Origin of the sequence: Luteimonas sp. MJ250 (assembly GCF_039548455.1) — a bacterium.
Lineage (GTDB): Bacteria > Pseudomonadota > Gammaproteobacteria > Xanthomonadales > Xanthomonadaceae > Luteimonas.
In genome coordinates this window covers 214,136-239,049 of sequence record NZ_JBCLVB010000011.1, presented here as the reverse complement: position 1 = coordinate 239,049, position 24,914 = coordinate 214,136, and the positions used below count along the sequence as shown (strand labels likewise).

Sequence of the window (24,914 nt, the reverse complement as noted above, 5' to 3'; positions counted from 1 at the left end):
TCAGGTCTCCGTGGGCCGGGTCTGGCGAAGGAAGTGCCCGGTGACCGCCCCGGCGCCAAGCCAGCCGAGCACGGTCGCACCGGCGATGACCGCAAGTGCCTGGCGCGGCGTGAAGCCCGCCAGCGCGAAGCTGCTGCCATAGCTTGCGGCAAGCTCCGCCAGCGGCGCACGCAGGGCGGCACCGGCGGCCATCAGCAGCCCCAGCGCCAGCGCGCCCGAGGCCAGGCCGTACCAGGCACCCAGGTACAGGAATGGCCGGCGGATGAAGCCGTCGCTTGCGCCAAGCAGCTGCAGCACGCCGAGTTCGTCGCGTCGCGACTGGATGTCCAGGCGCACGGTGTTGCCGACCACCAGCAGCGCGCCCAGGCCGAGCAGCGCCGCCAGCACCCAGGCCACGCGGCCGCCAAAGCGCAGCCAGCCGTCCAGGCGCTGCCGCCATGCGGCGTCGTGCTGCACGAGCTCGGCCTCGGGCAGGGTGCGCAGGGAGTCGGCGAGCAGCACTTCGTCGCCGGCCGGCGTCAGCAGCAGCACATGCGGCAGCGGGTTGTCGCCAAGCAGGTCGATGGCCTCGTCCAGGCCGCTGCGTTCGCGCAACTCCTCCAGGCCCTGCGCCGGCGTGCGGTGCTCGACCACGCCGACGTCGGCGCGAGCGTCGAGCTCTGCCACCAGTTCGGCCACGCGCTCCGTTGCGATGTCCTGCTTGAGGAAGATGCTCAGCTGGCGCGACGCCTGGACGTCGCCGGCAAAGCGTTCGACGTTGGCAAGCACCAGCCAGAGTCCGAGCGGCAGCGCCAGCGCCACCGCCATCACGCCGATGGTGAGCGCGGTGGAGCCCGGCCTGCGCAACAGCCGGCCGAGGCTGGCGACGATGCTGTAGGCGTGGTGGTCGATCCAGGCACCCGGGCGCGAACGGGTCGAAGCCCTGGCGCGTGCGATCGGCTTACTCATCGGCCAGGTCCTCGGGCGCGATGTCGTCGGCCAGGCGGCCATGCTCGAGCACCAGCACGCGCTTCTTCATGCGCTTGACCAGGCCGAGGTCGTGGCTTGCGACCAGTACGCTGGTGCCCTGCCCGGGCAGCGCGGCGAACAGCGCCATGATCTCCGCGGCCAGGGTGGGGTCGAGGTTTCCGGTGGGTTCGTCGGCCACCAGCAGGCGCGGCTCGGCGACGATCGCCCGCGCGATGCCGACGCGCTGCTGTTCGCCCGCCGACAGCTCGCCGGGCAGGGCGTTGCCGCGCGCACCCAGGCCCAGGCGTTCCAGCACCGGGCGCACGCGCCGGCCGGCGTCGCCGCGGCGCATGCCGCGCAGCACCAGCGGCAGGGCGACGTTGTCGTGCACGCTGCGGTCGGCAAGCAGGCGGTGGTCCTGGAACACAACGCCGATCTCGCGCCGGTGCAGGGCGACGCGGCCACCGCGGACCTTGAGCAGGTTGCGCTCGCCGAACAGCACCGCGCCGCGGCTGGGCCGCTCGGACAGGTGGATGAGCCTGAGCAGGGTGCTCTTGCCGGCGCCGGAATGCCCGGTGACGAAGAGCATTTCACCGGCGTCAACGCCGAAGCTGACGCCATCCAGCGCGACGTGGCCGCCTGGATACTGCTTGCAGACGTTGTCGAAGCGCAGGACCTGCGGCATCGCAAAACTCGCGTCGTGTGGAGACACGAGTATCGCTTGATGGCCGCTTTGCGGCCAGACGTGCGGATCCGGTCGGGTGACCGGACCGGTTCAGTGCTGCGAGCGCGGCCCGCGCTTGACCAGCTTGCGCAGGCCCTGGCCGATGCGGCCGAACAGCGACGGCTCCTGCGCCGGTGCGGACGCCGCGGGCATCCCCGGCTGCTGGCCGGGGGCCGGCGCGGGCACCGGCTGGGCCTGCTGCTGCGGCTTCGGCTGCGGCCTGGGCCGCGGTGCACGCGCAGGCGGGGCGCCGGCTTCGGCGCTGCTCTTCGACGGCCCGCCTTCGTCCTGCCCGCCGCCTTCGACCTGCTGGCCCTCGGCGTTGACGCGACGACCGCCGCGACGACGACGACGCTTGCGCGGTGCGCGCTCTCCGTCGGCGCCGGCGACTTCTCCCGGAGCGGCGGCAGCAGGCGCGGCGGTTGCCGCCGGCGCTGGCGACGCCACGTTCGCGGCGGCCGCATCATCGGTCGCGGCCACGTCCGCACGCGGCTCGCGCGGCTTGCGCGGACCGCGCTCGGGCCGACCCTCGGCGCCGCTGCGCGGACCGCTGGGACGGCCGCCACCCTCGCGACGGCCGCCGCCGCGGCGGGCATCCTCGGCGGCACGCTGCTCGCGCGCCTCGCGGAAGATCTCGCTCACGCTCTCGCCGGCTTCGGGCTCGAGCTCCACGCCTTCGCGCGGCTTGCGCGGCAGCGCGGTCAGGAGCTCGGCGCTCACCGGCTCCGACGGGATCTTCTGCTCGATGAAGGCCTCGATCTCGGGCAGGCCGATCGCGTAGCGCTCGCAGGCAAAGCTGATCGCGTCGCCCTCCTCGCCCAGGCGCGCGGTGCGGCCGATGCGGTGGACATAGTCCTCGGCATCGAACGGCAGGTCGTAGTTGTAGACGTATTTGACGCCGTCGATGTGCAGGCCACGGGCGGCGACGTCGGTGGCGACCAGGATCTCGAGCTGGCCGGCCTGGAACTTCTTCAGCAGGCTTTCGCGCTTCTTCTGCGGCACGTCGCCCGACAGCACGCCGACGCGATAGCCGGCACGCTCAAGCGAGCGCGCAACGCGCTCGACGAACACCTTGGTGTTGACGAACACCATCGTGCGCGCGCCCTCGCCGCGGGACAGCAGCCCCAGCAGCAGCGGCAGCTTTTCCTCGTCGGACGGGTAATAGAGCTTCTGGCGCACGCGGGCCGCGGTGATGGTTTCGGTCTCGACCACCAGCTTCTGCGGCTCGTTCATGTGCTCGTAGGCCAACTCCAGCACGCGATGGCTCAGCGTGGCCGAATACAACAGGGTCTGGCGCTCGGTGCGCACCGGCATGCGGCGCAGCAGGAAGCGGATGTCCTTGATGAAGCCGAGGTCGAACATGCGGTCGGCCTCGTCGAGCACGCAGACTTCGCAGGCGTGCAGGCTGACCACCTTGTGCTGCTTGACGTAGTCGATCAGGCGGCCGGGGGTGGCGATGATGACGTCCACGCCTTCCTGCAGCAGCTGGCGCTGCTTGTCGTAGTCGACCCCGCCGTAGACCAGGGCGAAGCGCAGGCCCAGCTCGGGGCCGAACTTCACCGCGTCCTTGTGGATCTGGATCGCGAGCTCGCGGGTGGGCGCAAGGATCAGCGCGCGCGGGTCTTCGGGCTTGCGGTCGGCCAGCGCCGGGCGGGTCAGCAGGCGGTTCATCACCGCGACCAGGAAGGCCAGCGTCTTGCCGGTGCCGGTCTGGGCCTGGCCGGCGACGTCACCGCCGGGGAGTGCCACCGGCAGGCTCAGCGCCTGGATCGGCGTGAGGCGCGTGAACCCGGCGAGCGCCAGGCCGGCCTGCAGCCGCGGGTGGAGGTCAAAGGAAGAGAAGGTAAGGTCGGTAAGTGGTTTGTCGGTCATTCGTCGGAAGTCTGCGCGGCGTGGCGCGCTTGCGTGGAAGGCGGCAGCCAAGCAGACTGCCGTGGAGATGTCGCGGCGGCTTGCCCGCTCGAGGCCCGCCCCCTCCGACGGGGCAGCCACTTGAATCGGCCGCGAATCGCCCAAGCTTAGCAGCTACCGCGGCCGCCAACCGGCCCGCCCACCGGGGCCGGCCCGATCGCCCCATGCAGGAGACCCCCGTGACCCAAGCCGTCATCCACGCCAGCGATACCGATTTCGACGCCACCGTCCTCGCCTCCGAGGAGCCGGTGCTGGTCGACTTCTGGGCGCCCTGGTGCGGTCCGTGCAAGATGATCGCCCCCGCCCTGGACGAGCTCGCCGGCGAATACGCCGGACGCGCCAAGGTGGTGAAGATCGACATCGACCAGAACCGCGCCACCGCCCTGAAGTACCACGTGCGCTCGATCCCTATGCTGCTGCTGTTCAAGGGCGGCCAGGTCCAGGCCACCCAGATCGGCGCCGTCGGCAAGCCGGTCCTCGCCCAGATGATCGACAAGGCCCTCTGAGACCCGTCGTGCCTGACGCGCTGGCAGCATCCAGCGCGTCGCTGCCGTAGGAGCAGCCACAGCTGCGACCGGCACCGCGCGATCGGAGCGGACGCTCTGATCCACCGGGTCGCAGCCATGGCTGTTCCCGCGGCCGCTCCCCGTTCCCGTTTCCCGTTCGACCGCTGCGGCACCGCCAGGCCGGCGCTTGCCGCGCGCTCCACGGGATGCTAGTTTCACCGGTACCCCGGCGCGCTCCATCGCGCCGCACCTTCTGCAACACACCACCAGCCCATTCGCAGGCCGCCCGTCCAGGGCGCTCGCAGCAAGCGAGGTTCAGCACTTGTCAGACAATCCTTCCGATCCCGGCGAAACCGCCGTGAAGCGCGTGCGCAAGCCGCGCGTAACCAAGGCAGCCGCCGCCCAGGCCGACGCTCCCGGCGCGACCCAGGCAGAAAAGCCGGTCCAGGCCGAGCTCAAGGTCGACGCCCCCGCGCAGAAGCCCGCAGCCGATGCGCCCGCGGCAGCGGCGGCGCCCGCCACGCAGCCCCCGGCAAACGCCCAGGCTCCGGCCCCGGCGCCCGCTTCCTCCCAGTCGACGCCGCAGGCCGAAGCCGGCAGCGCGCAATCCGGAAGCGATGATCGCTCCGGCTCCCGGGACGGTGGCAGCCCGCGCCAGGCGCAGAGCAACCAGCAGCAGGGTGGCCAGCAGCACGGCCAGGCCCAGGGCGGCGACCAGCAGCAGCATGGCCAGGGCAACCGCCGGGACCGTTCGCGCAACCGTCGCGACCGCGACCGCCCGCGTGGCGATCGCCCACGCGACGACGGCCTGCCGACCGACAACAACGACCAGGCCAACCGCCTGCCGCCGCCGAACATCCCCGAGGGCTTCCCGCAGTACTCGCTGTCGGACCTCAAGCGGATGCCGGCGCAGAAGCTGCTCGACATCGCCGACCAGCTGAACATCCACGAAGGCGTGGCCCGCGCCCGCAAGCAGGACGTGATCTTCGCCCTGCTGAAGGTGCTGACCCGCCACGGCGAAGGCGTGGTCGCCGACGGCGTGCTGGAACTCCTGCCGGACGGCTTCGGCTTCCTGCGCGCGGCCGAGGCGAGCTACCTCGCCGGCCCCGACGACACCTACATCTCGCCCAGCCAGGTGCGCCGCTTCAACCTGCGCACCGGCGACCACCTGTCCGGCCGCATCCGCTGGCCCAAGGACGGCGAGCGCTACTTCGCGCTCAACGTGGTCGACACCATCAACGGCGAGCCGATCGAGGCGTCGAAGAACAAGGTGCTGTTCGAGAACCTGACGCCGCTGTTCCCGCGCAAGAAGTTCAAGCTCGAGCGCGGCGACGGCAGCAGCGAGGACATCGCCGGTCGCGTGCTCGACCTGATGGCCCCGCAGGGCAAGGGCCAGCGCGCGCTGATCGTGTCGCCGCCCAAGGCCGGCAAGACGATCATGATGCAGCAGATCGCAAGCGCCATTACCTACAACCATCCCGACGTGCACCTGATCGTGCTGCTGATCGACGAGCGGCCGGAAGAAGTCACCGAGATGCAGCGCACGGTGCGCGGCGAAGTGATCAGCTCGACCTTCGACGAGCCGGCCGCGCGCCACGTGCAGGTCGCCGAGATGGTGATCGAGCGCGCCAAGCGCCTGGTCGAGCACAAGAAGGACGTGGTGATCCTGCTGGACTCGATCACCCGCCTGGCCCGCGCCTACAACAACGTGTTGCCAAGCTCCGGCAAGGTGCTCACCGGCGGCGTCGACGCCAACGCGCTGCATCGCCCGAAGCGCTTCTTCGGCGCCGCGCGCAACGTCGAGGAAGGCGGCTCGCTGACCATCATCGCCACCGCCCTGGTCGACACCGGCAGCGCGATGGACAAGGTGATCTACGAAGAGTTCAAGGGCACCGGCAACTCGGAAGTGCACCTGGACCGCCGCATCACCGAGAAGCGCGTCTACCCGGCGATCAACGTCAACCAGTCGGGTACCCGCCGCGAGGATTACCTCATCGAGCCGGAGCTGCTGCAGAAGATCTGGATCCTGCGCAAGCTGCTGCACCCGATGGACGAGATCGCGGCAATGGAGTTCCTGCTCGACAAGATGAAGACCTCCAAGTCCAACGACGAGTTCTTCGCTTCGATGAAGCGCTGAGCCTGCGAAGATCCCACCGTTTGCCCAAGGGGCCCCGCGATCGCGGGGCCCTTTGCGTTTGCAACGTTCGCGCCGCGGATCACCTCCGCACCAGCCCTCGTCCAGCGACGTCATCGGGCATGCCCCGGCAGTGCACGCAGCCGCTGGGGTCGGCCCGGGCTGACGCACGCCCCATCGATGCGCAATACTCGGCGGCTTCGGGGCTAATCGGTGAGTTCAATGGGCAAGTGCCGGGTTCGCGCGTGTGCCGCCATCGTCATCCTGTCCGCCTGGGGCAGCGCCGACGCCAGTCGCTTCGGGCGCGACGGCTTCTCGGGCAATCCGGGCAGCAACGGCGGATCCACCTGCACCGCCTGCCACGCGCCCGGCGCAGCGACGCCCACGGTCACCATCAGCGGCCCGCAGGTCCTGGATGCCGGCACCATCGCCGACTACACCGTGACTATCAGCGGTGGTCCTGGCGTCACCGGCGGCCTCGGCGTGTCGGCATCGCGCGACGCCGGCAGCTTCAGCGCGACCGGCAAGGACGTGCACGTGATCGGCGGAGAGATCTCGCACAGGCAGCCCAAGGCCTTCGCCAACGGCAGCACCAGCTTCAGCTTCCGCTGGCAGGCGCCGGCCTGGAACGGGCCTGTGACCCTGTACGCCGCAGGCAACTCCAGCAATGGCCAGCTCGACCTGCTCGGCGACGGCATCGGCACCCGCCAGCTGACCGTCAACGTGCGGAACGGGGATTCCGGACCGCCACCGCCGATGCCGCCACCGCAGGCCGACGCCGTGCTCGAGCCCTTCGTGGGCGGGCTCGGACAGCCGGTGGTGATCACCCACGCCGGCGACGCGCGCCTGTTCGTGGCCGAGCAGCCGGGCCGCATCCGGGTGGTCGACAACGGCGTGGTGCTGCCCCTGCCCTTCCTCGACATCACTGCGCGCGTGGACGACTCGGGCAACGAGCAGGGCCTGCTCGGCCTGGCCTTCCATCCCGACTACGCGAGCAATGGCCACTTTTACGTCAACTACACCTGGGACCCGCCGGGCAGCGGCACGGACCGCACCCGCATCTCGCGCTTCACCGTCGGCGGCAATCCCGACGTCGCCGACCCGGCCTCCGAGCTGGTGCTGATGGAGTTCGAGCAGCCCTACAGCAACCACAACGGCGGTGACATCCAGTTCGGCCCGGACGGCTACCTCTACATCGCCTCGGGCGACGGCGGCAGCGGTGGCGATCCACACAACAACGCCCAGAACCCGAACCGCCTGCTGGGCAAGCTGCTGCGCATCGATGTCGACGGCGCCGGCGGCGGCAGCGCGCCCGACTGCAGCCTGGCCACGGGCGCGCACTACGGCATCCCGCCCGACAACGCCTATACCGACGGCGCCGGCGGAGCCGGCTGCGACGAGGTCTATGCGCTGGGCCTGCGCAACCCGTGGCGCATCGCCTTCGACTCGCTCACAGGCGACCTCTGGATCGCCGACGTCGGCCAGAACGCGTACGAGGAGATCAACCTCATCACCGCCGGCACTGGCGGCGGGCTCAACCTGGGCTGGCGCTGCTACGAGGGCGACCAGCCCTACAACGGCTCCGGCTGCAGCGGCGCGTACTTCGAGCCGCTGGTGACGACCTCCCATGCCGGCGGCAACTGCTCGATCACCGGTGGCCGCGTCTACCGGGGCTCGTCCCACCCGTCGCTGGCGGGGCGCTACTTCTTCACCGACTACTGCAATACCGCGGTGCGCTCGATCACCTTCGACGACGGCCAGCCACGGGTCGAAGACCCGATCCCCGCAGGCACGATCAGCCAGCCGGTCGCGTTCGGCGAGGACGTCGACGGCGAGCTGTACCTGGCCAGCCTGACCGGCACCCTGTACCGCATCGTCGGCACCGGCGACACGGTCGCGTCGCGGGTCATGACGCTGTCGGGGCAGTGCCTGCACCCGGCGCTCCCGGTATCCGGCGCGGGCCTGGCGGCCTGGCCCTGCACCGGCGCGGACCGGCAGCGCTGGGTGCTGCGAGGCGACGGGTCGCTGTACAACCCGGCATCGAACCGCTGTGCCACGGTGGCCGGGGCGCGGCATGGCGCCGCGGTGCAGCTCCAGGCCTGCAACGGCCAGGCCAGCCAGCGCTTCTCGTCGACGCCGGCCAGCGAGCTGCGCGTCAACGGCCTGTGCCTGGACCACTCGCGCACGATGCGCCGCAAGGTGCAGGCCTCGACCTGCAGCGGCATCGACAGCCAGGCCTGGGTGCTTTCGCCCGCGGACTGAACGCGGGCGACTGTGGCAAGCTCCCCGGCCTGACCCGGGGAAAGGGAGAGACCTGATGGAACGCACATGGACGCACCGCCTGGCCGGCGGACTGATGGTGCTGCTGCTCGCGCTGGCAGGACCGGCGCCGGCACAGACCCGCAGCGGGCTGATGAAGCAGCTTGAAGGCTCGATGCTGCTCAAGGGACGCATCGACGTGGCCGCAGACGGCTCGGTGACCGCCGTTTCGATCCAGGACAGCGAACGGGTCGACCCGCTCGCGCTCCAGCACGTCATGCGGCACGCGCCGAACTGGACCGTCAATCCCGCGACGGTGGACGGCGTTCCGGTGGCCTCCTCCACGCCCTTCTCGGTGCGACTGGTGGCACGCCGCATCGATGACGACCAGTACGGGGTTTCCATCACCGGGGCGTCGATCGAGGACGACCTGCCGGAAGAGGCGCGGCTGCAAAAGGGCGTCATGGAACCGCCGCGCTACCCGACCGACATGCTGCGCGCCGGCGCCAGCGGCATCGTTTACCTGATACTGCGCGTGGACGCGTCCGGCCAGGTGGTGGACACGCACGTCGAACAGGTGAATCTCACGGTCCTGGCCCGGCCCAGGGAAGCGGCGCAGGTCCGCTCGCGGCTGGCACAGGCGGCCGCGGACAAGGCCGGCAGCTGGACCTTCCATCCGCCAGCCATCGGGCCGCATGCCGGCAAGCCCGACTATGTGATGCGCATTCCCGTGGAGTTCACCCTCGGCGAGCCGACCGGCTACGGACAATGGAGCGTGCACGTCCCCGGCGAACAGACCAGGGCTCCGTGGACGGTCGAAGACGACGGCAACGCCCGCATGGCGGGCATCCCCGGCCGGGCGACGCTGGCGGGGACCGGACTGCGACTGCGCTCCGCGCTCGAACCGGGAAGCTGAGGCGCGGCCTCAGCTGCGGTCGCGCAGGAACCGGGCCATCGATACCCCGGCCTGCGCCGGGGCGAACTCGGCGGCGACATCGATGAAGCCACGCATCACCGCGATCTCGCGCGGGGTCCGGTTGAGGGCGTCGCGCAGGTCGGGGTCGCAGCCGGCGCGCAGCAGATGGCGGGCCAGGCGCAGCAGGCCGTGCAGCGCGGCCAGGTGCAGCGGACCGAAGCCGCGCGGGTCCTGCGCATCCAGGCGGGTGTCCTCGTCGAGCAGGCGGTCGACGGCCGACAGCACCACGTCCTCGTCGCAGGCGGTGCCGGGTTCGGCGCGTGCGCCGAGCAGCAGCAGCAGCGGAGTGACCCCGCCGGCGGCGATGGCGTCGGGCTCTGCGCCGGCCAGCAGCAGGGTGTCGAACAGGGCGAGCAGGCGCGGGCGGTCGCGCGCGGTGAAGCCGTAGAGCGCGGCGCAGTGGAGCGGCGTCAGGCCCTGTGCGTCGGCGGCCTGGATGTTGGCGCCGGCGGTGAGCAGGCGCGCGCAGACATCGGGCATGCCGAGCGCCGCGGCCAGCATCAGCACGGTCACGTCGCCGGGCAGGCGATGTTCCAACGCGGCCCTGGCCACGAGCAAGCGGTCGACGATCGCGACGTGGCGCATGCTGACCGCGGCCGAGAGCGGCGTGGCGCCGGTGTGCGCGGCGCGCTGGGGGTCGGCCCCGCGCTCGAGCAGCAGCTCAAGGGTCCCGGCGTGTCCGCCACCGGCGGCGCGCAGCAATGCGGTGCAGCCCTTGTCGTCGGCGGCATCGATCGGGAAGCCGAGTTCGAGCAGGCGGCGCACGGCGTCGCTGTCGCCGACCATGGCGGCGGCCGGCAGGTCGCTGGCCTGCAGCGGGCGCCGCGGCAGCGGCCAACCGCGCCAGTCGAGCCAGTCGGCGAGGTCGCGGCGTCCCGCTGAAAGCGCCACGCCGAGCGGGGTCTGGCCATCCGCGGCGCGCACGTCCGGCGAGGCGCCGCCCTGGACCAGCAGCTTGAGCGCTGGCTCGCGGGCGAGGGCTGCCGCCAGGTGCAGGGCGGTCATGCCATGGCCGTCGCGGTGGTCGAGGTCGACGCCGTCTGCAACCAGGCGCTCGAGCAGGCGCATCCAGCCCAGGCGCACGGCCAGCGCCGCCGCGGGCTCGCCGCATGTCGAAGGCGCGAACAGGTCGGCACCACGTTCGATGAGCTCCAGCGCGAACTGCTCCAGGCCACGACCGGCCTGGTCCTCGCGCACGCAGGCTTCGAGGAAACGCGCCAGGCCACCGGCACCAGCCGGCGACGCGCCGCCACGCAGCAGGGCCTGGGTGGCGGCAAGGGCCTTGGTCCCCCGCCCGAGCAGCTGCATCAGCGCGGTGTCGCCAGGCTCGTTGCGGGCGTCGGGATCGGCGCCGTTGAGCAGCAGCCAGTCGATCCGCGCCGGCGCCGGCACGGCGTCGCCGTCCACCAGCAGGCCGCCGAGTTCGGCCGGGGACAGCAGCTGGGCCAGCGGCTCGAGGCCTTCGAAGCGCCCCTCGCCCAGCTGTTCGCGCAGCACCTCCAGCGGCGCGCGGTCGGCCGGCAGCTCGCTGTCGTCGCCGCGCACGCTGGCCGGCAGCGGGTGCTCGGGGTCGAGCGTGGCCACCATCGCCCAGCGGCCGCCGGCGGCGGCGTGGTCGACCGGACGCTTGCCCGTGGCATCGGCGAGTCCGGCGTCGACCCCGAGCTCCAGCAGGCGCGAGGCCAGCGCCGCGGTGCCGCGCCCGCCCAGGCAGGCCAGGTGCAGGGCGTTGCGACCCTCGCCATCGACCGCATGCAGGTCGGCGCGGCCGGCGAGCAGGTCCAGCGCGGCGGTATGTCCGCCCACAGCGGCCTCGTGCAGCGGGCTCCGGCCGTGCCGGTCGCGGGCGTCGGCGTCGGCACCGGCTTCGATCAGCGCAGCCATGGTTTCGACATGGCCGGCTAGCGCCGCTTCGTGCAGGGCGCTGCGACCCTGCGCATCGCGGGCATCCAGCTTCGCCTTGTGCTTGAGCAGCAGCGCGACGCCCGCGACGTCGTCGTCCTCGCCGCCGGCCGCGGCCAGCAGCGGCGGCGACCCGCCTTCGGGTTCCGTGCGCGCGCCCCGCTCCAGCAGGAAGCGCGCGATTCGCCAGTTGCCACAGCCGCAGGCGATCCCGAGCGGCGTTACCCCTTCGAGGTTGTGCGCGTCGACCTCGGCGGCGGCGTCATGCAGCAGGGCGGCGACGCCCGGATCGGAACTGCGCGCAGCGTGGTGCAGCGGCGTATTGCCATCGCGGTCGGCGGCGCGCGGATCGGCGCCGTTGGCCAGCAGTGTCATGACCGCCTCGGGGCGACCGTGCCAGCTGTCGCGGGTGGCCGCCAGCAGTGGCGTCAGCCCGGCGTGGGCGTGGTTGAGGTCGACGCCGCCCGTGATCAGGGCGCGCAGCAGGCGCAGGTCGGGCAGCACCGCTGCAAGCACCGGCAGCGCCCGCTGGTCGCGGCCGTCCGGGTCGGGCAGCGCCCGCGGATCGGCGCCCTCGCCAAGCAGGGCCAGCGCGCGCTCGACGCGGCCGCTGCGCGCGGCAGCGTAGAGGGCGACCGCGGGATCGGCATCGGCGTCGTCGACCTCCGGGGTGTTTCTCGGCTCCGGCATCTCGAACACTTCAAGCTCGGCTACGGGCAGCGGCGTGCGCACCAGGGCCAGGTGCAGCAGCGGCCAGGCCAATGCGGCCAGGCCAGCCAGCGCCCAGCGCAGGCCACCGGCCACCAGCCCCGGCCAGGCGAGGGCCAGCGCCAGCGCCAGCACCGCCGCGATCGCCAGCGCGGCGCCGAGCCCGCGCCAGCTGGAACCATCGTGTCCATCCAGGGCATGCCAGTGGCCCGCAAGCCCGCGGCCCCCTTCGCACTCGGCCAGGTGCCACAGCGGCCACAGCCGCCACAGCGCGATCACGCCCAGGCCCGCGGTCGCGCTGAGGGCAACCGCGGCTCCCAGCGATGCGCCGCCGCTTGCAAGCAGGGCCGAGAGCGGCCAGCCCACGAGCAGCGCCGTGCTTGCCATGGCCAGCGCCCAAAGCAGGGCCAGCGCCAGCAGGTCGCGGCGAAGCCCGGCACCGGCCGGCAGGCCGCCACCACGAAAGCCGCGCAGGCCCAGCGCCAGAACGGGCTGCGCCAGCCACGCGGCGGCGGCGGCAACGGAGGCTTCCGGCACGCCGGCGAGCAGCGCGAACCCCGCTCCGGCGGCCAGCAGCAGCCCGTGCTTCAGGGGCGCAGGCTCAGGCATCGGTGCCCCAGTCGTCGGTCAGCGGATCGACGTCGGCGCGCGGCGGCATCTGCAGGTGGAAGCCGCGGGCCACCAGGTTGGCGCGCACCACGTCGGCATCTTCCCGCGCCAGCCGGCGGCCGGGATCGAGCGCGACTTCGAGCACGAAACGCAGCTCGCCGAGCTCGCTGCGGAGCGGAGCGGCGATGCGGCCGAAGTCGTCGCGGCCGGCGACGTAAACGTAGGTATCGGCCTTTTTCAGGCTCTTGTAGACGAAGGCTTGCATCTGCTGGTCCGGCGTGTGGGCGCACGCGTGCACAGGGAAGCATAAAGCAAGCGCGCCACGCCGCCCTGCACCGGCGTGCGCGGGGCGGCGCGGGAAGCTTCAGTGGTAGCCCGCGTCCGCCTGGACCTTGCCGCGAAACACCGAATACGACCACGCCGTGTAGCCGAGGATGATCGGCAGCAGCACGACCAGCCCGACCAGGGTGAAGGTCTGCGAAGACGGCGGCGAGGACGCCTCCCAGATGCTCAGCGAAGGCGGGATGATGTTCGGCCAGATGCCGATCACCAGGCCGATGAAGCCGAGCACGAAGAACGTCAGCGTAAGCAGGAACGGCGCCACGTCGCGTCCCTCCCGCATCACCGCGCGCCACAGCAGGAACGCGTTCACCAGCGCCAGCAGCGGCACCGGCGCAAGCCACCAGAAGTTCCCGCCCTCGAACCAGCGCGCCATGATCTGCGAATCCAGGAAGGGCAGCCAGGCGCTGACCAGACCCATGAACACCACCACCACCAGCACCAGCGGCCGGGTGAGGCTGCGCGCCACCCGCTGCAGCGGGCCTCCGGTCTTCAGGATCAGCCAGCAGGCGCCAAGCAGCGCGTAGCCGAACAGCACCGCTGCGCCGGTCAGCATCGAGAACGGGCTGAACCAGTCGAATGCGCCGCCGAGGTACTTGCCCTCTTCCAGCGGCATGCCCTCGACCAGCGCGCCGAGGATCAGCCCCTGCGCGAACGCCGCCACCATCGAACCCATCGCGAACGCACCGCCCCAGAAGCGCCTGGCGCGCCGCGCCTTGAAGCGGAATTCAAAGGCCACGCCGCGGAAGATCAGCGCGATCAGCATCATCAGCACCGGCAGGTAGAGCGCCGACAGCAGGATCGCGTAGGCCTTCGGGAACGCGGCCAGCAGCCCCGTGCCGCCGAGCACCAGCCAGGTCTCGTTGCCGTCCCAGATCGGCGCGGCGGTGTTCATCATGTTGTCGAGCTGGTCGCCGTCCTCGGCGAATGGCGCGAGGATGCCCAGGCCCAGCACGAAGCCGTCCAGCAGCACGTACATCAGCACGCCGAAGCCGATCACGAAGTACCAGGCCACCGGCAGCCAGGTCGCGGTGTCCATCACATGCCCTCCGTGCGTGCGTCGTCGCGGTCGCCCACCGACAGCGGGCGTGCGGGGGTCCTGTCGCCGCCCTCGGTGTCGGGCGCGTCCTCGAACGGCTGCGGGCCCTTGCGCACCAGGCCCAGCAGGTACCAGATGCCGGCCCCGAAAATCACCGCGTAGGCCACGGCATAGGTGATCAGCGATGACAACACCGCGGCCGCGGTGATGTTGGGGCTCAGCGCCTCGCTGGTGCGCAGCAGGCCGTAGACCACCCAGGGCTGGCGCCCGATCTCGACCACATACCAGCCCGCCAGCAGGGCAATGAAGCCCGCCGGACTCAGCAGCCGCCAGCCGTTGAGCAGCCAGCGCGATTCGAACAGCCATCCGCGCCACCAGGCCCAGGCCGACGAGAGCGCCAGCAGCAGCATCGCGACCCCCAGTCCGACCATGATCCGGAAGCCCCAGAACACCGGCGCCACCGGCGGGCGCTCGCTGGCCGGGACCGCGGCCAGGGGCTCGATCTCGCCGTCCCAGCTGTGGGTCAGGAGCAGGCTGCCCAGGCGCGGGACCGCGACTTCGTAGCGATTGCGCTCGGCGGCGGCGTCCGGCCACGCGAACAGCACCAGCGGCACGCCGGCCCCGGGTTCGCCATGTTCCCAGTGGCCTTCCAGCGCCGCCAGCTTCACCGGCTGGTGTTCGCCGACGTTGAGCCCGTGCAGGTCACCGACCAGCACCTGCAGCGGCAGCGCGATCGCGGCGAATGCGACCGCGAGCTTCAGCGACCTGCGCCCGGCTTCGACATGGACGCCGCGGCGCAGGTGCCAGGCGCTCACCCCGCCGATCACCATGCAGGTGGTAATGAACGCGGCCAGCACCATGTGCGCCAGCCGGTAGGGGAACGAGGGATTGAAAATGATCGCCCACCAGTCCACCGGGTGGAACATGCCGTCGACGATCTCGTGCCCCTGCGGCGTCTGCATCCAGCTGTTGGCGGCGAGGATCCAGAACGTCGAGAACAGCGTGCCCAGCGCAACCATGCAGGTCGAGAAGAAGTGCAGCTTCGGCGACACCCGCTTCCAGCCGAACAACATCACGCCGAGGAAGCTGGCCTCGAGGAAGAACGCGGTCAGCACTTCGTAGGCGAGCAGCGGGCCGAGGATGGCGCCGGCGCGCTCGCTCAGCATTGCCCAGTTGGTGCCGAACTGGAAGCTCATCACGATCCCCGACACCACGCCCATGCCGAAGGAAATCGCGAAGATCCTGAGCCAGAAGAAATAGAGGTCGCGCCACATCGCGTCGCGGGTGCGCAGCCAGCGCCACTCCAGGAACGCAAGCCAGTGCGCCAGGCCGATGGTGAAGGCCGGAAACAGGATGTGGAAAGTGATCACGAAGCCGAACTGGATCCGCGACAGCAGCAGTGCGTCCACGCCGTTCTCCGCGGCGTGACCGGGCGCCGCGCCCCTGCATTCTGCGCTCAGGCGTTGCCCGCCGTGTCCAGAGGGCGTGAATTCGCCTGCGCAAGATGGCCTTGGAAGCACCGTTTTTACCGACGCGCGCGCGATGGCGCGGCGCAGCCAGCCATGACCACCGGCCCAGAGCCGCGGCGCGCGCGGCTGATACGCTGGCGCGTCGACTGTTCCCGGGGATTACCGCACCATGCGCCACCGCTTCGCTCTTGCACTCCTGCCGCTTTCGCTGCTGCTGGTCACCGCGCCGGCATCCACGGTCTCGGCCCAGCCCGCGCAGGCGCTCGACCTGCACCAGGTCATGGCCGACCCCGACTGGATTGGTCCGCCGGTGGAGCGGGCGTGGTGGTCCTGGGATGGCGAGACCGTCTATTACGTGGCCAAGCGCAGCGGCAGCAGCGTGCGCGACACCTTTGCGCAGCCGGTCACCGGCGGCGCGGCGAACCTGGTCGACGGGGCCGCCCGCGCCGGCATCGACGCCGCCGACCCGATCTATGACTCCACCCGCGCACGCATGGCCTTCCTGCGCAACGGCGACGTCTTCGTGCGCGACCTGCGCGGCGGCGCGCTGACCCAGCTGACCCGCACCGAAAGCGGCGAATCCCAGCTGCAGTGGGGTCGCGACGGCTCCCTGTCCTGGCGCAGCGGCAACGACTGGTTCCGCTGGACCACCACCACCGGCGTCGGCCAGGCGGCGAGCCTGAAGGCGGAGGACGCGCCCGGCACTGCGCCCAGGCCCGACGCGCTGCGCGAACGCCAGCTGCGCTACATCGAGACCCTGCGCATCGAGCGCGAGCGCCGCGAAGAAATGCGCACCCAGGCCGAGGCCTGGCGCAGCGCCGACCCGTCCCGCACGCCGGCCGCCGCCTACCTGGGCAAGGACGTCGAGATCCAGGGCAGCGCGCTGTCGCCCGACGGCCGCTGGCTGTTCGCCGTCACCCAGGGCAAGGGCGCCGAGGCCGGCCAGGACGGCAAGATGCCGAAGTACGTCACCGAATCCGGCTACGAAGAGTTCGAAGACGTGCGCACCCGCGTGGGCCGCAACGACCCGGCGCCGCAGTCGTTCTGGCTGGTGTCGGTGGCCGACGGCGAGGTGCGCGAGCTGAAGACCGACGCGCTGCCGGGCATCACCACCGACCCGCTGGCGAGCCTGCGCAAGGCCGCCGGCAAGGACGCGCTGCAGGGCAACCGCGCCGTGCGCATCGAAGGCTGGGGCGGCGACGTCTCCGGCGGTGCGCGCTGGAGCGACGACGGCCGCGGCCTGGCGCTGATGCTGCATTCGGTCGACAACAAGGACCGCTGGCTGGCGACCGTCGATCTGTCTGCGGCGACGCTGCAGCCCGTGCACCGCCTCACCGACGAGGCCTGGATCAACTGGGGCTTCAACGAATTCGGCTGGATGCCCGATGCCCGCACGCTGTGGTTCCTGTCCGAGGAGTCGGGCTGGTCGCACCTGTACCTGTCATCCGGCGGCCGCGCGCGCGCCCTGACGTCCGGCCGCTGGGAGGCCTCGATGCCGGTGCTTGCCGCCGATGGCCAGGGCTTCCTGTTCCTGTGCAACCGCGCGCGTCCGGGCGACTACGAGGTCTGCCACGTCGGGACCGGCGGCGGCGAGGTCCGCGAGCTGACCGCGCTCGACGGCGTCGAGGACTTCGTGCCCTCGCACGACGGCAGCCGCGTGCTGGTGCGCCATTCCACCAGCTACCTGCCGCCGCAGCTGTCGGTGGTCGACGCCGCCGGTGGCAGCGCGCGCCAGCTCACCGACACCCGCACCGCGGAGTTCAAGGCCCGCGAGTGGATCCAGCCCGAAACCGTGCAGGTGCCCTCCAAGCACGGCGCCGGCACCATCTGGGGCAAATATTACGGCCCGGCCACCATGGAACCCGGCCGCGAATACCCGATCGTCCTGTTCGTGCACGGCGCCGGCTACCTGCAGAACGTCAGCGACCGCTACCCGAACTATTTCCGCGAGCAGATGTTCCACAACCTGCTGGTGCAGCAGGGCTACATCGTGCTGGACCTCGACTTCCGCGCCTCCGAAGGCTACGGCCGCGACTGGCGGACCGCGATCTACCGGCAGATGGGGCAGCCGGAGCTCGAGGACTACCTCGACGGCATCGACTGGATTGTCCAGAACCGCCAGGGCGACCGCGACCGCGTCGGCATCTACGGCGGCAGCTACGGCGGCTTCATGACGTTCATGGCCATGTTCCGCGAGCCGGAGACGTTCCACGCCGGCGCCGCCCTGCGCCCGGTGACCGACTGGTCGCAGTACAACCACGGCTATACCGCCAACATCCTCAACACGCCCGAGCTCGATCCCGAGGCGTATGCGAAATCCTCGCCAATGGAATACGCCGAGGGCCTGCAGGGGCACCTGCTGATCGCGCACGGCATGATCGACGACAACGTGTTCTACAGGGACTCGGTGATGCTGGCGCAGCGCCTGATCGAGCTGCGCAAGGACAAGTGGGAGCTGGCGAGCTATCCGATGGAACGCCACGGATTCGTGCATCCGGACTCCTGGTACGACGAGTACCGGCGGATCCTTGAACTGTTCGAGCGCGCACTGAAGGCGCCCTGAGAACAGCAGGTGGAACTGCGGGAGCGGCTACAGCCGCTCCCGCAGGGTGAAGGCGGGCGGCGGTGACGCCAGACCGGCATCGCTGCCCCGGCCATTACAATGTCCGGCATGAACGACTTCAATTCGGTCCGCGATTACCTGACCGGCCTGCAGGACCGCATCTGCGCGGCCATGGAGGGCGCCGACGGCGCCGCGCGCTTCCACGAGGACGCCTGGACTCGGCCCGACGACAGCGCCGACGGCGGCCTGTCGGGCGGCGGCCGCACCCGCGTGATGCGCGACGGCGCCGTATTCGAGCAGGCCGGCATCGGCTTCTCCGATGTCTCCGGCACCCGCCTGCCGCCTTCGGCCACCGCCAACCGGCCCGAGCTCGCCGGCGCCTCCTGGCGCGCGGTGGGCGTGTCGCTGGTGTTCCATCCGCGCAATCCCTACCTGCCCACCACCCACGCCAACGTCCGCCATTTCCGCGCCGAGCGCGACGGCGAGACCGTGGCCTCGTGGTTCGGCGGCGGCTTCGACCTCACGCCCTTCTATCCTTTCGACGAGGACGTGCTGCACTGGCACCGCACCGCGCGCGCGCTGTGCGAGCCATTCGGCGGCCAGGCGCGCTACGACGCGCACAAGAAATGGTGCGACGACTACTTCTTCCTCAGGCACCGCGATGAGACGCGCGGCGTCGGCGGCCTGTTCTTCGACGACCTCGCCGACGACTTCGAACGCGACTTCGCCTATATGCGCGCGGTCGGCGACGGCTTCCTCGACGCCTGGCTGCCCATCGTCGAGCGTCGCCGCGCCATGCAGTACGACGAGCGCGAGCGCGAGTTCCAGCTCTACCGCCGCGGCCGCTACGTCGAGTTCAACCTGGTCTGGGACCGCGGCACCCACTTCGGCCTGCAGTCGGGCGGCCGCAGCGAATCGATCCTGATGAGCCTTCCGCCGCTGGCCCGCTGGGAATACGGCTACCAGCCGGAACCCGGCGGCCCCGAAGCGCGGCTTGACGACTACCTTCGACCGCGCGACTGGCTGGCGGAGCTCGGCTGAGCCATCAGTCCCCGGCTCCCTTGCGCGGGACCACGGTAATGGTGCCGTCGATCTCGAGCATGATCTGCTCCGCCTGGGAAGGTTCCGTCAGGCCGTTGTCGCGCAGGGCTTCATCGATGTCGGACCGGCTCAGGTTCTGCTTGCGCAACACGGCCGGGAGCAACTCGCCGTCGCGGCACAGCGACACCGGGCTGCCCTCGATCAGGCGCGCCAACCCGGGGACGCGCGCGGTAGCGAATCCGACCAGCCAGTTGCAGGCGATCAGGGTCGCGGCCAGGATCAGGCCGCCCGCCAGCGACACGTCCTCCCCGATCAGCGAGCCCTCCACCGCGGATCCGAGGACCACCAGCACCATGAGGTCGAAGGGCGTGAACTGGCCGACGGTGCGCTTGCCCGACATGCGCAACAACACCAGCAGCGCGGCGTAGATCACGACCGCACGGAGCACGAATTCCCACCACGGCATCGCGAGTTCGAACAGGCTTGACATGGCTGCACCCGGGTTTGGATCGCAGCGAGTTTGCCGTCGCGCGGCGTGAAGACCCCGCATCCGCACCGGCCTCCGGGTTCACCGGTGCAGGCGATCAAGCCGTCCGGGCGGGTCCACCTGCACCGTGACATGGTCGATCGCATAGCGCTGGTGCAACCAGCCGGCCACCAGCGCCGGCAGTGACAGCGGATCGACCCCTTGCGCCGGGCTGACGTGCACGGTCGCCACGCTGGATTCGTCGGTCAGCGTCCAGGCATGGAAGTGCCCGGCCTCGGCGATCTGCGGCAGCGCGGCGAGCCCGCGCTCCGCCTCGCGCGCATCCACGCCCTGCGGCACGGCCTGGATCAGGACCCGCACTGAATCCGACACCAGCCGCCACGCCGAGCGTACGACCAGCAGTGCCACCAGCACCGACAGGATCGGGTCGAGCACGGACCAGCCGGTCAACATAATGCCCACCGCTGCCGCGATCGCACCCACCGAACCCAGCAGGTCGCCGATGACGTGCAGCAGGGCACCACGCAGGTTGCTGTCGCCGCGATTGCCGGACCAGAGGATCCAGGCCCCGGCGATGTTGACGAACAGGCCGACAACCGCCACGACCAGCATCGGCAGCGCCATCACCACGGTGGGCGACTGGAATCGCTGGATCGCCTCCCAGGTGATCCAGGCCACGAGCAGCAGCAGGGCGGCGCCGTTGGCCAGCGCCGCCAGCACGCGCACACGGTGAAAGCCATAGGTCCGGGTGCCGTCCGCCGGGCGCCGCGCAAGCCGATAGGCGACCAGCGCCAGCAGCAGCGCCGCGGCGTCGGAGACCATGTGGCCGGAATCGGCGATCAGCGCCAGCGAACCCGACAGCCACCCGCCCACGGCCTGGATGATCGCGTAGCCAAAGGTGAGGACCAGGACGAAGCCGATGCGACGCTCGTTGCCCTGCGTTACCGCATGGACGTGATCATGAGCGTGACCGTGGCTGTGGCCGTGGCCGTGGCCGTGGAGATGGCGATGGGAGCGAGCGTTTGACTGGGCCATCGATGGCTGTCCTGACGGGTTTGCCGGAAGCATGCAGCTTGCCATCGCTGCAAGGTCAAGCGCTCACGTGCTGCGCGGCTCGGCACGCGCCGGCACCGGCTCACGCAGAGCCATGGCCGCACCAAGCAGGCCGGGGTCGGGGTGGATGACGGCCTGGATGACCACCGGCTCGAGCCAGGCGGCAAAGCGGCCCTTGGCCAGGAAGCGCTCGCGGAACGCGCTGGCGCGCAGGAACGGCAGGAACCGCGGCACGATGCCACCGGCGATCACCACCGTGCGCGCGCCGTGCACCAGGGCGATGTCACCGGCGACGCTGCCGAGGATCGCGCAGAAGCGCGCCAGTGCGCGCCGCGCCACGACGTCATGACCGTCCAGTGCGGCGGCCAGCACCTCGGCAGGCTCCCGCGGCGGCCAGGCCGCACCACCCGCGCGTTCGCGCAGCACGGCATCGATTGCGGCCAGGCCGCTGCCGGACAGCAGCCGCTCCCATGACGCGCGGCCGTGGCTCGCAGTCGCCCAGTCGGCAAGCGCGCGCTCCTCCTCGCCCAGCGGCGCGAAGCCCACGTGTCCGCCCTCGGTCTCCACCACCTGCCAGCCCTCGCCGGCGCTGCCCACCAGCAGGCCGACGCCGAAACCGGTGCCCGGGCCGATCACGCTGACCGGGCCTCGCAGGGGCAGGTCGGGCTGACCGTGCAGCGACATACGCTGTTCCGGCGCCAGCACAGGAACGGCGCGCGCGATGGCGCCGAAATCGTTGACCAGACGCAGCTCCTCCAGCCCAAGCGACTCGCGCAGTTCGTGCCGGTTGAACGACCAGGCGCGGTTGGTCAGGCGCATCTCATCGCCGTCGACCGGACAGGCGAGCGCGATCGCCGCGCGCCGGGGTCGTGCGCCCACCTGCGCCAGGTACTGCTCGGCGGCGTGCTGCAGGCTGGCGAACTCCGCGTTGCGCAGCCGCAGCCGATGCAGCAGCTGCGGCACCGGTGCCGCCGGGTCGCACAGGGCGAAACGCGCGTTGGTGCCGCCGATGTCGGCGATCAGGGCCAGATGCTCGTTCGCGCTCATGTCCGCCCTTCCGGCATGCAATGGATCGGAACAGGCTAACCCAGGCAATCGCGGCCATGGCCGCTCCCACAGACAGTTCCCGCAGACAATAAAAAGCCCCGCAGGCAGGGGGGGCCGGCGGGGCTGGAGAACGGGGCTTGGGGAGAAGCCGTCGTTCCGGTCGATCAACTCCAGGGGAGGGGAGGTGATCTGCGACAGACCTTGCATCTGTCACGGGCTATATGACCATCCCGCACATGGATGGTTCGTGAAGATAAGGGTTAAGTTTTTGTTGGATTCAGCGGGCGTTTACCGGAGTCCTGCGCGCGCGCAATTCGGGCTTCCGCGGCTACGCCGACAAGGGCCGGCCCGGCGAGTTCCTGAATGCGGTCAATGCGCCTGTTCCCAGTTGTCGCCCACCCCGCTGTCGACCACCAGCGGCACCCTCAGGCTGGCCGCTCCGGTCATGCGCGCCACCACTTCTGAAAGCAGGGTGTCGACGAAGTCCGCGTCGGATTCGAACACCAGTTCGTCGTGCACCTGCAGGATCATCCGCGCGCGGTCGCCGTGTGGTGCGAGCCAGGCGTCCACCGACACCATCGCGCGCTTGATGATGTCCGCCGCGGTGCCCTGCATCGGCGCGTTGATCGCGGCACGCTCGGCGCCGGCGCGCTGCGGCTGGGTGCCGCGGCTGATGTATTCCAGGTAGAGGCGGCGGCCGAAGACGGTCTCGACATAGCCCTGTTCGCGTGCCTGCACGCGGGTACGTTCCATGAAGTCGCGCACGCCGGGATAGCGCGAGAAGTACAGCGCGATGTAATCCTGCGCGTCGGCGCGGCCGATGCCGAGATTTCGCGCCAGGCCGAACGCGCCCATGCCGTACATCAGGCCGAAGTTGATCGCCTTGGCGGCGCGGCGCTCGTCGCCGCTGACCTCATCGATCCTGCGGCCGAAGACCTCGGCCCCGGTGGCGCGGTGGATGTCGGCGCCGGCCTCGAACGCGGCCACCAGCCCCGCGTCGCCGGACAGGTGCGCCATGATCCGCAGCTCGATCTGCGAGTAGTCGCAGGCCACGATCTTGCGCCCCGGCGGCGCCACGAACGCGGTGCGGATGCGGCGGCCGTCCTCGGTGCGGATCGGGATGTTCTGCAGGTTGGGATCGCTCGACGCCAGCCGCCCGGTGGCGGCGCCCGCCTGCTGGTAGCTGGTGTGCAGGCGGCCGGTATCCGGGTTGACCATCTCCGGCAGCTTGTCGGTGTAGGTGCCGCGCAGCTTGGCCAGGCTGCGGTAGTCCAGGATCACCCGCGGCAGCTCGTGCAGGTCGGCGATGGCCTCCAGCGCCTCCTCGTTGGCCGAGGGCTGGCCTTTCGGCGTCTTCACCAAGGTCGGCAGCTTCAGCTCGTCGTACAGCAGGGCGCAGACCTGCTTGGGCGAATCCAGGTTGAACGTGCGCCCGGCAAGCCCGGTGGCGCGCTGCTGGAGGTCCAGCATGCGCCGGCCCAGCCCCGCGCCCTGGGCGCGCAGCCCGTCGGCGTCGAGCAGCACGCCGTTGGCCTCGATGCGCGCCAGCACCGGGACCAGCGGCATCTCGATGTCGCGGTACACGGCGGCCAGCGAGGGTTCGGAAGCCAGCCGCGCCGACAGCACGCGGTGCAGGCGCAGGGTGATGTCGGCGTCCTCGGCGGCATAGGCGGTGGCGTCGTCGAGCGCGACCTGCGAGAACGGGATCTGCTTGGCGCCCTTTCCGGCCACGTCGGCGTAGGCGATGGTCTGGTAGCCGAGTTCGCGGCGGGCCATCGAATCCATGTCATGGCGCGCGCGGCCGGCGTCGAGCACGAAGCTCTCCAGCAGCGTGTCTTCGGCGTAGCCGGCCACGTCGATGCCGTGGCGGCGCAGCACGTGCAGGTCGTATTTGCCGTTCTGCCCGACCTTGCGCACCGCGGCGTCTTCCAACAGCGGCCTGAGCATGTCCAGCGCCTGGCCACGGTCGAGCTGCGCCGGCACGCCGGGATAGTCGTGCGCCAGCGGCAGGTAGGCAGCCTGGCCGGGCTCGCAGCTGAAGCTCATGCCCACCAGGTTGGCACGCAGCGCGTCGAGCGAATCGGTCTCGGTGTCGAGCGCGAACAGGCCCGCGTCGCGCAGGCGCGTGATCCAGGCCTCGAGCGATTCGACGTCCAGGATCAGGTCATGGCTTCCAGGCGCGGCCAGCGCCGGGTCCAGCACGGCATCGCCCACCGTCGGCGCGGGGGCGACGAAGCCGCTGCCCGCGCGCGGCATCGCGGCGCGCGCCGGGACCACGCCGCTGGCACTTCCGCCATCGAGGTCCTTCAGGGCCTGCACGAAGCCGTAGCGCTGGTACAGCGTGCGCAGGGTCTCGGTTTCTGGCGTGCGCAGGGCCAGGTCCGCCGGTCCGACCTCGAGCTCGACATCGGTGCGGATGGTCGCGAGCGTGCGGCTCAGCGGCAGCCGGTCGAGCGCGGCGCGCAGGTTGTCGCCGACCTTGCCCTTGATCTCCCCGGCCGAGGCGATCACGCCGTCGAGGCTGTCGTAGGCCGCCAGCCACTTCGCCGCGGTCTTCGGACCGCACTTCTCGACCCCGGGGATGTTGTCGACGCTGTCGCCCATCAGCGCCAGCAGGTCGATGATCTGGTCCGGCCGCACGCCGAACTTCGCGAATACCGCTTCCTCGGAGTCGGTGCGGGTGCCGCTCATGGTGTTCACCAGCGCCACGCCCGGGCGCACCAGCTGGGCGAAGTCCTTGTCGCCGGTGGAGATGGTGACGTCCATGCCCTGGCCTACCGCCGCCAGTGCCAGGGTGCCGATGACGTCGTCGGCCTCGACCCCGCCCACGCGCAGGATCGGGATGCCCAGCGCCTCGACCACGTCGCACATCGGCTGCACCTGCGTGCGCAGGTCGTCGGGCATCGGCGGCCGGTTGGCCTTGTACTGCGGGTAGATGTCGTCGCGGAAGGTCTTGCCGGGCGCGTCGACCACGAAGGCGAGGTAGTCGGGCTGCTCTTTCAGCGTCGCCCGCAGCATGTTGACCACGCCGAACAGCGCGCCGGTGGGCTCGCCATCGGCATTGGTCAGCGGCGGCAGCGCGTGGAAGGCGCGATACAGGTAGGAGGAACCATCGATCAGCACGAGTCGCGTCATGCCGCGGATTCTACGTGTCCACGGCTTCGCCCGCGCCGCTGGCGCATAATCGTGGCTAGCCCCG

General features: G+C 70.9%; 17 protein-coding genes. 6 read left to right on the top strand and 11 right to left on the bottom strand.

The annotated features are described in order from the left end of the window. The 3 genes from ftsX to rhlB all read right to left on the bottom strand — a co-directional run bounded on the left by ftsX (position 1) and on the right by rhlB (position 3,544). The gene (gene ftsX, locus WCE37_RS07750; protein WP_343278838.1) at positions 1–948 is read right to left on the bottom strand and encodes a permease-like cell division protein FtsX; all 948 of its coding nucleotides are present in this window, start codon (positions 946–948) and stop codon (positions 1–3) included. Continuing rightward, positions 941–1,633, bottom strand: coding sequence for an ATP-binding cassette domain-containing protein (locus WCE37_RS07745; protein WP_343278837.1), 693 nt, complete (start codon positions 1,631–1,633; stop codon positions 941–943). Before WCE37_RS07745 ends, ftsX begins: the two co-directional genes overlap by 8 nt. Positions 1,634–1,723: 90 nt before the next feature. Then, complete coding sequence (rhlB, locus tag WCE37_RS07740; protein ID WP_343278836.1) at positions 1,724–3,544, bottom strand: ATP-dependent RNA helicase RhlB; 1,821 nt, start codon at positions 3,542–3,544, stop codon at positions 1,724–1,726. 203 nt (positions 3,545–3,747) lie between these two features. On the opposite strand from rhlB, the gene trxA reads away from it, so the two are divergent. The 4 genes from trxA (at position 3,748) to WCE37_RS07720 (ending at position 9,398) form a co-directional block, all read left to right on the top strand. Further along, positions 3,748–4,089 (top strand): thioredoxin, encoded by a 342-nt coding sequence (trxA, locus tag WCE37_RS07735; protein ID WP_343255562.1) that lies wholly within the window; start codon positions 3,748–3,750, stop codon positions 4,087–4,089. A 322-nt stretch (positions 4,090–4,411) separates the two neighbouring features. Then, positions 4,412–6,226: a transcription termination factor Rho gene (rho, locus tag WCE37_RS07730; protein ID WP_343278835.1), complete on the top strand. Its 1,815-nt coding sequence runs from the start codon at positions 4,412–4,414 to the stop codon at positions 6,224–6,226. Between the two features lie 219 nt (positions 6,227–6,445). Beyond that, the gene (locus WCE37_RS07725) at positions 6,446–8,485 is read left to right on the top strand and encodes a choice-of-anchor V domain-containing protein (RefSeq protein ID WP_343278834.1); all 2,040 of its coding nucleotides are present in this window, start codon (positions 6,446–6,448) and stop codon (positions 8,483–8,485) included. Positions 8,486–8,540: 55 nt separating this feature from the next. Further along, on the top strand, positions 8,541–9,398 hold the full coding sequence (locus WCE37_RS07720) for an energy transducer TonB (protein ID WP_343278833.1): 858 nt from the start codon (positions 8,541–8,543) through the stop codon (positions 9,396–9,398). A gap of 9 nt (positions 9,399–9,407) precedes the next feature. Here WCE37_RS07720 and WCE37_RS07715 read toward each other — a convergent pair whose 3' ends face one another. From WCE37_RS07715 to WCE37_RS07700, 4 genes are all read right to left on the bottom strand, one after another. Beyond that, on the bottom strand, positions 9,408–12,677 hold the full coding sequence (locus WCE37_RS07715; protein ID WP_343278832.1) for an ankyrin repeat domain-containing protein: 3,270 nt from the start codon (positions 12,675–12,677) through the stop codon (positions 9,408–9,410). Further along, on the bottom strand, positions 12,670–12,942 hold the full coding sequence (locus tag WCE37_RS07710; RefSeq protein WP_343278831.1) for a YcgL domain-containing protein: 273 nt from the start codon (positions 12,940–12,942) through the stop codon (positions 12,670–12,672). The genes WCE37_RS07715 and WCE37_RS07710 overlap by 8 nt, the downstream gene beginning before the upstream one ends. A 99-nt stretch (positions 12,943–13,041) precedes the next feature. Continuing rightward, a complete protein-coding gene (cydB, locus tag WCE37_RS07705; RefSeq protein WP_343278830.1) occupies positions 13,042–14,055 on the bottom strand; it encodes a cytochrome d ubiquinol oxidase subunit II in 1,014 nt (337 codons plus the stop codon). After that, a complete protein-coding gene (locus tag WCE37_RS07700) occupies positions 14,055–15,464 on the bottom strand; it encodes a cytochrome ubiquinol oxidase subunit I (protein WP_343278829.1) in 1,410 nt (469 codons plus the stop codon). Before WCE37_RS07700 ends, cydB begins: the two co-directional genes overlap by 1 nt. Positions 15,465–15,693: 229 nt before the next feature. On the opposite strand from WCE37_RS07700, the gene WCE37_RS07695 reads away from it, so the two are divergent. Both WCE37_RS07695 and hemF read left to right on the top strand, forming a co-directional pair. Then, positions 15,694–18,087, top strand: coding sequence for a S9 family peptidase (locus WCE37_RS07695; protein WP_343278828.1), 2,394 nt, complete (start codon positions 15,694–15,696; stop codon positions 18,085–18,087). A 108-nt stretch (positions 18,088–18,195) separates the two neighbouring features. Then, positions 18,196–19,128 carry an oxygen-dependent coproporphyrinogen oxidase gene (gene hemF, locus WCE37_RS07690; protein WP_343278827.1) on the top strand — a complete coding sequence of 311 codons (933 nt, stop codon included), beginning with the start codon at positions 18,196–18,198 and terminating at the stop codon, positions 19,126–19,128. 4 nt (positions 19,129–19,132) lie between these two features. On the opposite strand, the gene WCE37_RS07685 is transcribed toward hemF, so the two are convergent. The 4 genes from WCE37_RS07685 to polA form a co-directional block, all read right to left on the bottom strand. Continuing rightward, positions 19,133–19,618 carry a YetF domain-containing protein gene (locus WCE37_RS07685; protein ID WP_343278826.1) on the bottom strand — a complete coding sequence of 162 codons (486 nt, stop codon included), beginning with the start codon at positions 19,616–19,618 and terminating at the stop codon, positions 19,133–19,135. 78 nt (positions 19,619–19,696) lie between these two features. Beyond that, a complete protein-coding gene (locus WCE37_RS07680) occupies positions 19,697–20,650 on the bottom strand; it encodes a cation diffusion facilitator family transporter (protein WP_343278825.1) in 954 nt (317 codons plus the stop codon). 63 nt (positions 20,651–20,713) lie between these two features. Continuing rightward, complete coding sequence (gene glk, locus WCE37_RS07675) at positions 20,714–21,715, bottom strand: glucokinase (RefSeq protein ID WP_343278824.1); 1,002 nt, start codon at positions 21,713–21,715, stop codon at positions 20,714–20,716. Positions 21,716–22,084: 369 nt separating this feature from the next. Beyond that, positions 22,085–24,850, bottom strand: a complete 2,766-nt coding sequence (gene polA, locus WCE37_RS07670) for a DNA polymerase I (protein ID WP_343278823.1) — start codon at positions 24,848–24,850, stop codon at positions 22,085–22,087. Positions 24,851–24,914: the final 64 nt, after the last annotated feature.